At 71.0% G+C, this 11,111-nt stretch carries 10 protein-coding genes and 1 tRNA gene; 3 read left to right on the top strand and 8 right to left on the bottom strand.

Annotation, left to right across the window (positions count from 1 at the left end; genetic code table 11):
• A partial coding sequence (locus tag AB0J68_RS16250; protein ID WP_363939149.1) for an NAD-dependent epimerase/dehydratase family protein occupies positions 1–526 on the top strand: 526 nt, incomplete at its 5' end.
• Entirely contained in the window at positions 523–1,692 is a 1,170-nt protein-coding gene (galK, locus tag AB0J68_RS16245; RefSeq protein WP_355132714.1) for a galactokinase, read from the top strand. The genes AB0J68_RS16250 and galK, both read left to right, overlap by 4 nt.
• 139 nt (positions 1,693–1,831) lie before the next feature.
• Here galK and AB0J68_RS16240 read toward each other — a convergent pair whose 3' ends face one another.
• From AB0J68_RS16240 to AB0J68_RS16205, 8 genes are all read right to left on the bottom strand, one after another.
• On the bottom strand, positions 1,832–3,148 hold the full coding sequence (locus tag AB0J68_RS16240) for a GTP-binding protein (RefSeq protein ID WP_363939147.1): 1,317 nt from the start codon (positions 3,146–3,148) through the stop codon (positions 1,832–1,834).
• The gene (cysD, locus tag AB0J68_RS16235) at positions 3,148–4,059 is read right to left on the bottom strand and encodes a sulfate adenylyltransferase subunit CysD (protein WP_354860512.1); all 912 of its coding nucleotides are present in this window, start codon (positions 4,057–4,059) and stop codon (positions 3,148–3,150) included. Before cysD ends, AB0J68_RS16240 begins: the two co-directional genes overlap by 1 nt.
• 65 nt (positions 4,060–4,124) lie before the next feature.
• A complete protein-coding gene (locus tag AB0J68_RS16230) occupies positions 4,125–4,955 on the bottom strand; it encodes an inositol monophosphatase family protein (RefSeq protein ID WP_363939145.1) in 831 nt (276 codons plus the stop codon).
• A gap of 135 nt (positions 4,956–5,090) precedes the next feature.
• Entirely contained in the window at positions 5,091–5,681 is a 591-nt protein-coding gene (gene pth, locus AB0J68_RS16225) for an aminoacyl-tRNA hydrolase (RefSeq protein WP_354860515.1), read from the bottom strand.
• A gap of 90 nt (positions 5,682–5,771) precedes the next feature.
• Entirely contained in the window at positions 5,772–6,470 is a 699-nt protein-coding gene (locus tag AB0J68_RS16220) for a 50S ribosomal protein L25/general stress protein Ctc (protein ID WP_363939143.1), read from the bottom strand.
• A gap of 313 nt (positions 6,471–6,783) precedes the next feature.
• Positions 6,784–7,764, bottom strand: a complete 981-nt coding sequence (locus tag AB0J68_RS16215) for a ribose-phosphate diphosphokinase (protein WP_030329105.1) — start codon at positions 7,762–7,764, stop codon at positions 6,784–6,786.
• 57 nt (positions 7,765–7,821) lie between these two features.
• On the bottom strand, positions 7,822–9,354 hold the full coding sequence (glmU, locus tag AB0J68_RS16210) for a bifunctional UDP-N-acetylglucosamine diphosphorylase/glucosamine-1-phosphate N-acetyltransferase GlmU (RefSeq protein WP_363939141.1): 1,533 nt from the start codon (positions 9,352–9,354) through the stop codon (positions 7,822–7,824).
• A 110-nt stretch (positions 9,355–9,464) separates the two neighbouring features.
• A tRNA-Gln gene (locus AB0J68_RS16205) sits at positions 9,465–9,536 on the bottom strand.
• Between the two features lie 330 nt (positions 9,537–9,866).
• On the opposite strand from AB0J68_RS16205, the gene AB0J68_RS16200 reads away from it, so the two are divergent.
• Positions 9,867–10,832 carry an acyl-CoA desaturase gene (locus tag AB0J68_RS16200; RefSeq protein WP_355068444.1) on the top strand — a complete coding sequence of 322 codons (966 nt, stop codon included), beginning with the start codon at positions 9,867–9,869 and terminating at the stop codon, positions 10,830–10,832.
• The last annotated feature ends 279 nt before the right edge of the window (positions 10,833–11,111 follow it).

The following is an 11,111-nucleotide window of genomic DNA, read 5'->3' as shown; positions in this document are numbered from 1 at the left end:
TGTCGGACAGCTTGAAGGCGGGTACCGCCGCACCGTAGTAACGGCCCTTCTCGGCCGCCGAGTCGCCGGCGACGTCGCGCTCGGCGAGCGGCACGACCCGGAGACGCACCTCATCCCGATCGCCCTGGAGGTCGCCGCCGGCCGGCGGGAGAAGCTCCAGCTCTTCGGCGACGACTACCCCACGGCGGACGGCACCTGCGTCCGCGACTACATCCACGTCGCCGACCTGGCCCGCGCCCACCTGTTGGCGCTGGACGCCGCCACCGGGGGCCAGCACCGCATCTACAACCTCGGCAACGGCAACGGCTTCACCAACCGGCAGGTGGCCGACGTGGTCCGCGAGGTCACCGGGCACCCGCTGCCGGTCGAGGTGGCGCCGCGCCGCGAGGGCGACCCCGCCGAGCTGGTCGCCTCGTCCGCGCTGGCCCGTGACGAGCTGGGTTGGGTGCCGCAGAAGCCCACCCTGCACGACATGGTCGGCGACGCCTGGGCCTTCTACCGGACGCACGTCCTGGAGCAGTCATGACCAGCCCCACCGGCGACGTTGTCGAGCGGGCCGCCGCCGGCTTCACCGACCAGTACGGCGGCCAGGCCACCGGCCTCTGGGCCGCGCCCGGCCGGGTCAACCTGATCGGCGAGCACACCGACTACAACGACGGGTTCGTGCTGCCCTTCGCGCTGCCACTGCGTACCGTGGTCGCCGCCGACCGGCAGGATGACGAGCGCTGGACGGTCTGGTCCGAGCTCTCCGACGAGACGATCACCTTCGGCGCGGACGACGTGGCCGAGCCTGGCCGGGTGACCGGCTGGGGCGCGTACGTGGCCGGGGTGGTCTGGGCGCTGCGCGACGCCGGCCACGCGGTGCCCGGCGCCCGGCTGGCGATCGCCTCCGACGTGCCGCTGGGTTCCGGGCTCTCCTCGTCGGCCGCGCTGGAGTCGTCCGTGCTCGCCGCCCTGCTCGACCTCGGTGAGCTGGACCTGTCCCCCGAGCGGCGGCCGCGGCTGGCGCAGCGGGCGGAGAACGTCTACGTGGGCGCGCCGACCGGCATTATGGACCAGTCCGCGGTGATCCGCTGCCGCGCCGGGCACGCGCTCTTCCTCGACTGCCGCGACGAGTCCGTCGAGCACATCCCGTTCGACCTGGACGCCGCCGGGCTGGCCGTGCTGGTCATCGACAGCCGCGCACCGCACCGGCACGCCGACGGGGAGTACGCCGCCCGCCGCCGCTCCTGTGAGGCGGCCGCCAAGGCGCTCGGCGTCGCCGCGCTGCGCGACGTGGCCGTCGACCAGCTCGACAGCGCACTGGCCCGCCTCGACGACGAGGAGACCCGACGGCGCGTCCGGCACGTGGTCACCGAGGACCAGCGTGTGCTGGACACGGTGGCGCTGCTGCGCGCCGGCCGGGTCCGGGACATCGGCCCGCTGCTCACCGCCTCGCACGTCTCCATGCGCGACGACTTCGAGATCACCGTGCCGGAGATCGACACGGCAGTCGAGGCGGCGCTGTCGGCCGGCGCGCTGGGTGCCCGGATGACCGGCGGCGGGTTCGGCGGCTGCGTCCTCGCCCTGGTGGAGACCGATCGCGCCGAGGCGGTGGCGGCAGCCGTCACGGCCGCGTACGCCGAACGCGGTTTCACCGCCCCCACCACGCTCCCGGTCCTCCCCGCCCCCGGCGCAACCCGCCTGAACTGACCCCACCCCCAACCCCCACCCCACCCCCGCACCCCGTCACCCAGGTTGATCAAGAGGTTTGCGCCAAAATCCGGGCTCGGACTGACGCAAACCTCTTGATCACCGGCCGAGGCGGCGGGGTGGGGTGGGTGGGGGTGGGTTAGTTGGCTTCGACGATCATGGCGGCGCCTACCGTGCGGTTGGTGGCCTCATCGATGATGACGAAGCCGCCGGTGGTGCGGTTGCGGCGGTACTCGTCGGCGAGGAGCGGCACCGTCGTGCGCAGCCGCACCCGGCCGATCTCGTTGAGTCGCAGCTCGTCGGCCGACTCGTCGCGGTGCAGCGAGTTGATGTCCAACCGATAGTGCAGCCCCCGCACGATTGCCCGTGCCGACCGGGTGGTGTGCTTGATCGCGTACCGGCCGCCGACCCGCAGCGGGCTGGTCTCGTCCATCCAGCAGACCATCGCCTCGATGTCCTGGGCGACCGCCGGCGCGTTGTTCGGCCGGCAGATCATGTCGCCCCGGGAGATGTCGATCTCGTCGGCCAGCCGTACCGTCACCGACATCGGCGGGAACGCCTCCGCGACCGGCCCGTCGGCGGTCTCCACGGCGGCGATCCGGCTGGTGAAGCCGGACGGCAGCACCATCACCTCGTCGCCCGGCTTCAGCACACCGGAGGCGACCTGACCGGCGTAACCCCGGTAGTCGGTGACCGTCGTGGACTGGGGGCGGATCACGTACTGCACGGGGAACCGGACGTCGACCAGGTTGCGGTCGCTCGCGATGTGCACCCGCTCCAGGTGGTGCAGCAGCGACGGGCCCTCGTACCACGGCATGTTCTCCGACCGGGTGACGATGTTGTCGCCGCGCAGCGCCGAGATCGGCACCACGGTCAGATCCGGTACGTCGAGCTTCGCGGCGAACGCGGTGAACTCGTCGGCGATCCGCTCGTAGACCTCCTGCGACCAGTCGACCAGGTCCATCTTGTTGACACACAGAACCAGGTGCGGCACCCGCAGCAGCGAGCAGAGGAACGCGTGCCGACGGGACTGCTCGACCAGGCCCTTGCGCGCGTCCACCAGGATCAGCGCCAGGTCGGCCGTCGAGGCGCCGGTGACCATGTTGCGGGTGTACTGGATGTGCCCGGGGGTGTCCGCGATGATGAACTTGCGTCGGGGCGTGGCGAAGTACCGGTACGCCACGTCGATGGTGATGCCCTGCTCCCGCTCGGCGCGCAGGCCGTCGGTGAGCAGCGCCAGGTTGGTGTACTCGTCGCCACGGGCCGCGCTGACCGCCTCCACCGCCGCCAGCTGGTCGGTGAAGAGCGACTTGGTGTCGTAGAGCAGCCGGCCGATCAGGGTCGACTTGCCGTCGTCCACGCTGCCGGCGGTGGCGAACCGCAGCAGGTCCATCGGCCGCGCCTCCGGGGTGGCCTCGGTGCCGGCAACGGCCGGGGCCACAATCTCGGTGGTCATCAGAAGTACCCCTCCCGCTTGCGGTCCTCCATGGCGGCCTCGCTGACCCGGTCGTCACCACGGGTCGCGCCCCGCTCGGTGATCCGCGTGGCCGCCACCTCCTCGATGACCTTCTCCACGGTGTCCGCGTCCGAGCGGACCGCCGCGGTGCAGGAGGCGTCGCCGACGGTGCGGTAGCGCACCTGCGCCTTGAACCGTTCCTCACCCGCGCGGGGACGGAAGAACTCGTTGACCGCGTAGAACATTCCGTCCCGCTCGATCACCTCGCGCTCGTGCGCGTAGTAGATCGACGGTAGCGGGATGCGCTCCCGGGCGATGTAGTGCCACACGTCCAGCTCGGTCCAGTTGGACAGCGGGAAGACCCGGATCGACTCGCCCGGGTGGTGCCGGCCGTTGTAGAGCGACCACAGCTCCGGGCGCTGATTCTTCGGATCCCACTGGCCGAACTCGTCGCGGAAGCTGAACACCCGCTCCTTGGCCCGCGCCTTCTCCTCGTCGCGGCGGGCGCCACCGAACAGCGCGTCGAAGCGGTGCTTCTCGACCGCGTCCAGGAGCACCGGCGTCTGGATCCGGTTGCGCATCCCGTCACCGGACTCGCGGACCAACCCGCTGGCCAGGGCCTCCGGCACGCTCGCCACCACGAGGTGCAACCCCAGCTCGGCGACCCGCTGGTCGCGGTATTCGAGCACCTCGGGGAAGTTGTGCCCGGTGTCGACGTGCATGACGGGAAAGGGAATGTTGGCCGGAGCGAACGCCTTCTGCGCCAACCGCAGCATGACGATCGAGTCCTTGCCGCCGGAGAAGAGCAGCACCGGGCGTTCCATCTCGGCGACAACCTCGCGCATCACGAAGATGCTCTCCGCCTCAAGGGCGTCCAGGTGGGAGACCCGGTAGGCCGCGGGGGACGTCATGACACTCGCTCGCTCATCCGATTTCCAGACCTTTCCGGTCGGACATGTCAAGAAGTGCGCTCAGGCTACCCGGAATGCCTCTGCAGCGCTGCAAGCAACCGGTTGGCGAGATCCTTGCGACAGACCAGCAGGTCCGGCAGGCGCGGATCCGCCTCGTTGTATCGAAGCGCAGAACCGTCGATCCGGGAAGCGTGTAGTCCGGTGGCCGTCGCCACAGCCACCGGGGCCGCCGAATCCCACTCGTACTGCCCACCCGCGTGGATGTACGCGTCCACCTCGCCGGTCACCACCGCGGCGATCTTCGCACCGGCCGAACCCATCGGCACCAGGTGCGCGCCGACGTCCTCGGCCAGGTCGGTGAGGAACACCGGCGGTCGGCTCCGGCTCGCCGCCAGGCGGATCTTGCGCTCACCGGCCGTCGCCGCCTCCACCGTCATCGGCGGGTACGCGGGCGGGTAGTCGGTGCCCAGCACCCGGTGCTGCGCCGGCAATCCCACCGCTCCGGCGACCAGCCCGTGCGGGCTCGGCGCGCTCCGCGTCCAGAGGGCGACGTGCACGGCCCAGTCCGAGCGGCCCTCCTCGGCGAACTCCCGGGTGCCGTCCAACGGATCGATGATCCACACGCGGTCCGCGGTCAGCCGGGACACCGCGCCGGTGTTCACCTCGGCCGCCCAGGCCAACCGCGAGCCCTCGTCCTCCTCGGAGAGCACCGCGTCGCCCGGCCGCCACCGCGCCAACTCCGTGCGGATCAGGTCGTGCGACACCTTGTCCCCGGCTGACTTCAGCGCGCCCGTGTCCGCGAAGCCCAACTCCGCACGCAGGTCGAGCAGCGCCTGACCGGCCCGGGAGGCCAACCACCGGGCGAACGCCCCGTCGATCATCGGAGGACTGCCCATCTGCCCGCTCCCGTCGCCTCGCCGCGGCCCGTGCCCGCACGCACCGATCGGCCGCGACCCGCGTCGCCGGTCACGGCACGCCGAAAGGCGCAGACTACCGGCCAACCGTTTCCGATCCGGTACGCCCCGCCCGGCTCAACCGCCGTGATACAGGTTCTGGGTCGGCTCCACGCCCTTGACGATCACCGACTCCACCACATCGGCGGCCCGGTCCACCAGGAAATCGAGTTCCTTACGCTCCGCCGCGCCGAAATCCGACAGCACGTAATCCGCCGGATCCTGCCGCCCCGGCGGCCGACCCACGCCGAACCGCACCCGGACGTAGTCCTTGGTGCCCAACGACTTGGACATCGAACGCAGGCCGTTGTGCCCGCCCTCGCCGCCGCCACACTTGATCCGCACCTGGCCGAAGCCGATGTCCAGCTCGTCGTGCACCGCGATCACCCGCGCCGGGGGCACCTTGTAGAACTGCGACAGCGCCGCGACCGGCCCGCCGGACAGGTTCATGTACGTCAGTGGCTTCACCAGCACCAGCTTCGGACCGCCGAACCCCAGCCGCCCTTCCGCGACCTCAGCCACCGCCCGCTTGTGCCGGCCGAACCGCGCGCCCAACCGCCCCGCCAGCAGCTCCACCACCATGAACCCGACGTTGTGCCGGTTCCCGGCGTACTCCCGGCCCGGATTGCCCAGGCCGACCACCAGCCACGGCCCCGCCTCGTCCGTCACGACCCGCCCCTCCCGCCGTCTTCACCGACTCCCGATACGCCGGCAGGCGCCCCCGAAACTCGGGGACGCCTGCCGCACGATACGAACCGATCAGGCCTCGGTACGCGCCTCGGTGTTCTCCGCGCCCTCGGCGGCCGGGGCGGCGTCCGCACCCTCGGAGCCCTCGGTGACCTCGCCGGTCTCGGCCTCGGCCTCCTCGGTGGCCTCCTCGACCTCGGGCAGCGTCGCCTCGAGCTGCTCGGCGGTCGGCGCGGCGGTCACCGCGGCGACCGGCAGCGTCGGGTCGACGGCCAGCTCGACACCGCTGGGCAGCTCGACGTCGCCGGCGGTCACCGAGGAGCCCGCCTCCAGGCCCTCGATCGACGCCTCGAGGTGGTCCGGCACCTTGGTGGCGTCCGCAGTCACCGAGAGGGTGTCGTGGTCGTGCACGATCAGGGTGTCGCGGGCGGCCTCGCCGGTCAGCTGGACCGGAACGTCGACGGTGACCTGCTCGCCCCGGCGAACCAGGATGAGGTCGACGTGCTCGAAGGTGTCCCGGATCGGGTCCCGCTGGATCGCCTTCGGCAGCGCCAGCACCTGGGTGCCGTCGGTGATGTCGATCGCGAAGAGCTGGTTGGCACCGCCCTTGCGGATCGCGGCGGCGAACTCCCGCGACGGCAGCGCGATGTGCTTGGGCTTCTCGCCGTGGCCGTACAGCACGGCGGGCACCTTGCCGGCCCGGCGGGTACGACGGGCACCACCCTTGCCGAACTCGGTGCGGGGCTCGGCGCTGATCTTTACCTCGGACACGGGGAAACTCCTGATGCTTTTCGCTGCGGCGGCTTGTCGTCTTGCGGTGCTGGGGCGAGGGGCTCGCTGGGGCTCATGCGTCATGAACGACTGCCCGGAGCACCGCGTCGATGACGGTGCCTCCGTGCGGCGCTCTTCAGCGGCCCGCCGGGCACCCTCGCCGTGGCAACCGCACCAGTCTACCCGAGCTGTTTCCCGGGTTTCCGGCAGTCCCCGGTCACGGCTCCAGGCTGGCCCGCCGACGGTGTTCCCCGCCAGCGTGCCAGCCCGTTTCGACCAGTTTGTCAGCTCCGGCCGGCCGACTCGGCCATCTTCAGCTCAGGCCACCGAAGAGAGTGGTCACCGAGCCATCGTCGAAGACCTCCCGGATCGCCCGCGCCAGCAGCGGCGCGATCGACAGCACGGTCAGCTTGTCCAGCTGCTTCTCCGGCGGCAACGGCAGCGTGTTGGTCACCACGATCTCGCTGATCGAGCTGTTCTTCAGCCGCTCGGTCGCCGGGTCCGACAGGAGCGCGTGGGTGGAAGCGACCACGATCTCCGCCGCGCCCGACTCCTTGAGGATGTCCGCGGCCTTGGCGATGGTGCCACCGGTGTCGATCATGTCGTCGACGATCAGGCAGACCCGACCCTCGACCTCGCCGACCACCCGGTTCGCCACGACCTGATTCGGCTTCATCGGGTCACGGGTCTTGTGGATGAACGCCAGCGGGCAGCCACCCAACCGGTCGGTCCACCGCTCGGCCACCCGCACCCGGCCGGAGTCCGGTGCCACCACGGTCATCGGGCGGCCGGCGTACTTGTGCTCCACGTACTCGGCGAGGATGTCCATCGCGAAGAGGTGGTCCACCGGGCCGTCGAAGAAGCCCTGGATCTGCGCGGTGTGCAGGTCGACGGTGAGGATGCGGTTCGCGCCGGCGGTCTTCAGCAGGTCCGCCACCAGGCGGGCCGAGATCGGCTCCCGACCCCGGTGCTTCTTGTCCTGGCGCGCGTACGGGTAGAACGGCAGCACGACGGTGATCCGCTTCGCCGACCCCCGCTTCAACGCGTCCACCATGATCAGGGTCTCCATGACCCAGGTGTTCACCCCGTGCGTCACGGACTGCACCACGAAGGCGTCCGAACCACGCACCGAGTCCTTGAACCGTACGAAAATCTCGCCGTTGGCGAACTCGTACGCGTCGGCCGGCGTCGGTGCCACACCGAGCACCTCGCCGATCTCCTTGGCCAGTTCCGGGAAACCCCGTCCGGAGAAGAGCATCAGGCTCTTGCGGTTTTCGGCGACGATGCTGCCCATGGGCCCGTCTGCTCCCGTTTGTCGGCGGTACCCGGCCCGGTGGTGGTGGGTCGGGGACTATTCGGTTGCAGTATCTCCCGCGCCGGACGCGCCGCCCACCGTCTCGGCCCGCCCGTGCATTGCCTCACTGTCGCTTGCGGTGCCGGCCACCTCCGACGCACCCTCCGCGTCGCCGGCGCGCTGCGCGGCCTCGGCCGCCGCCGTACCGGCCCGCCGCTTCACCACCCAGCCCTCGATGTTGCGCTGGCGCGCGCGGGCGACACCCATCGCGCCCGGCGGCACGTCGTCCACGATCACCGAGCCGGCCGCCGTGTACGCGCCGTCACCCACCTCGACCGGCGCGACGAACATGTTGTCCGCCCCGGTCCGGGCGTGGCTGCCGATCACCGTGCGGTGCTTGTTGACCCCGTCGTAGTTGACGAAGACCGACGCGGCGCCGATGTTGGTCTGCTCGCCGATCGTCGCGTCACCCACGTACGTCAGGTGCGGCACCTTCGAGCCGGGCCCGATCTCGGACTTCTTCACCTCGACGAACGTGCCGACCTTCGCCTTCTCGCCCAGCCGGGCCTCCGGCCGCAGGTACGCGTACGGCCCCACGCTGGCGCCCGCGCCCACCTCGGCGCCCACCGCGTGGCTGCGCACCACCGACGCCGCCGGGCCGACGATCGTGTCGATCAGCGTCACGTCCGGCCCGACCAGCGCGCCCGCGCCGACCACCGTGGCCCCGCGCAGCTGGGTGTTCTGGTCGATGACCGCGTCGCGGTCCAGCGCCACCGTCACGTCGATCCAGGTGGTCGCCGGGTCGAGCAGGCTCACCCCGGTGCGCATCCACGCCTCGTTGACCCGGTCGCGCAGCAGTCGCCGCAGCGACGCCAACTCCACCCGGTCGTTGCAGCCCAGCGTCTCGACGTGGTCGACGGCCACGTGCACCGCGACCGGCTCGCCGACGGACCGGAGCAGGCCGAACACGTCGGTCAGATACTCCTCGCCCTGGTCGTTGTCGGTGGAGAGCTTGCCCAGCGCGTCGCGCAGCCGCACCGCGTCGAACGCGTAGATGCCGGCATTGATCTCCCGGATCGCGCGCTGGGTCGCGTCGGCGTCGCGCTCCTCGACGATCTGCTCCAGCCGGCCGTCGGCGTCCCGGACGATCCGCCCGAGCCCGGTCGGATCGGGCACCTCGGCCGCCAGCACGGTGGCCGCCGCGGCGGCCTCCTCGTGCGCGGTCACCAACGCGCCCACCGTCTCCGGGCGCAGCAGCGGCACGTCGCCGTTGATCACCACGACCGTGCCGGCGCCCTCCGGTACGGCGTCCAACGCGATCCGCACGGCATGTCCGGTGCCGAGCTGCTCGGCCTGGAGCACGGGCGTGGCGTCGGGGGCGATCTCGGTCAGGTGGGCCTGGACCTGGTCGGCGCCGTGGCCCACCACGACGACGGTGCGGTCGGCGGCCAGCGGCCCGGCCGCGCTCAGCACGTGGCCGAGCAGCGTACGGCCGAGCAGGGGGTGCAACACCTTGGGCAGTGTCGACTTCATCCGCTTGCCCTCACCGGCGGCGAGCACGACGACGGTACGAAGGTGGGGCTGGGGCACGACGTGGCTCCCGTCGGGACGGCGGACACTCTCGCGGCCATGCTAACCACGCGGCCCGGCAGCGCGTCCTCTTACCCCCAGCAGAACCCAAAACGGACTTGTCGGGACAGCTCGGCCGCCAGGGTTCGAACCTGAAATACGGGTACCAAAGACCCGGGTGTTGCCAATTACACCACGGCCGATTGCAACGTCAAGAACACCGTCGCCTCAGGACGAGCATCCTGCCGGTACACCTTAACGCCCGACGGCCGCGACGCCAGCACTCCTGCCCTTCATGATCCCCTCGGCCTTGCCGACCATCGCACGTGGCTCGTGACCGAGGCGGCGGTGACACCCCGCGCGGGAAACCGCTCGGGCGGCACCCCACAGCGAATGGAGGGTGGGCCCTGAGCAGGGCTTTAGGACGCACGTACGACAGCTTTTTCAAACTTCCCCGTGCGATCTACCGAGCCGTAAGTTACGGTGACGTAGGCGTAGGTTCGTGATCGTTTCCGTCCCCTCTGCGAGGTGCCATGTCCACTACCATGCTCGAACCCAACACCGCCGGCCCAGGCCCGAAACCGCTCACCGACGGCAGCCAGTCCAACGGGATCCTGGCCGCCCTGTGGGCCTTCGTCGTGATCCCCTTCGTGGCCCTGCTGGTCGCCGTGCCGATCGCCTGGGGCGGCTGGCTGGGCTGGAGCGACGTGATCATCGGCCTGGTCTGGTACGTGGTTTCCGGGCTCGGCATCACGGTGGGCTTCCACCGCTATTTCACGCACGGCTCGTTCAAGGCCAAGCGTTGGCTGCGGGTGACCCTGGCGGTCGCGGGTTCGCTGGCGGTACAGGGCGAGATCATCCAGTGGGTGGCCGACCACCGGCGGCACCACGCCTTCTCCGACCTGGAGGGTGACCCGCACTCGCCGTGGCGTTTCGGCACCAGTTTCTGGGCACTGACGCGGGGTCTGTTCCACGCACACGTGGGCTGGCTGTTCCGCCGCGAGCTGTCCAACCGGGAGCGGTTCGCACCGGATCTGATCGCCGACCGCGACATCAGCCGGGTGGACCGACTGTTCCCCGCGCTGGTGGCCGTCTCACTGCTCGGCCCGGCGCTGATCGGGGGCCTGGTGACCTGGTCGTGGCAGGGCGCGCTCACCGCGTTCTTCTGGGCCGGGCTGGTCCGGATCGGCCTCCTGCACCACGTCACCTGGGCGATCAACTCGGTCTGCCACGTGTACGGCGAGCGCCCGTTCGCGATGCGCCAGGGCGACCGCGCGTCGAACTTCTGGCCGCTGGCGATCCTGTCGTTCGGTGAGAGCTGGCACAACCTGCACCACGCGGACCCGACCAGCGCGCGGCACGGTGTGCTGCGTGGTCAGGTGGACATCTCGGCCCGGGTGATCTGGCTGTTCGAGAAGGTCGGCGCGGCGTCGCAGGTGCGCTGGCCGAAGCCCGAACGTCTCGCGGCCAAGCTCGTGAAACCGGTCGCACCCCGGTAAACCGGGCGGTGCCGCGGGGTGCCACCTGGCAGGATGGCCGGGTGGCCGAGCGGAGCGGGGGGCCGGACGGCTCGGCGGACGGGGGGGCCGAGCCCGATCCGGGTACGGTCGGACGGCACGGCAGGCCGGACGGGCCGCCCGCCAGTGAGGCGACGACGTGAGCGGGCACAGCGGAGGCACCATTCCACGGCAGGGCGTCACCGAGCGCCAGCGAGGCGGCGACATGCCCGAGGTCAGTGACGAAGCCGGCGGCCGGCGTGCGGTGCCGGCCGCGGCGGC

The sequence above is a fragment of the Micromonospora sp. NPDC049580 genome (assembly GCF_040675595.1).
Classification (GTDB): domain Bacteria; phylum Actinomycetota; class Actinomycetes; order Mycobacteriales; family Micromonosporaceae; genus Micromonospora.
This window is presented reverse-complemented; position numbering and strand designations above follow the sequence as displayed.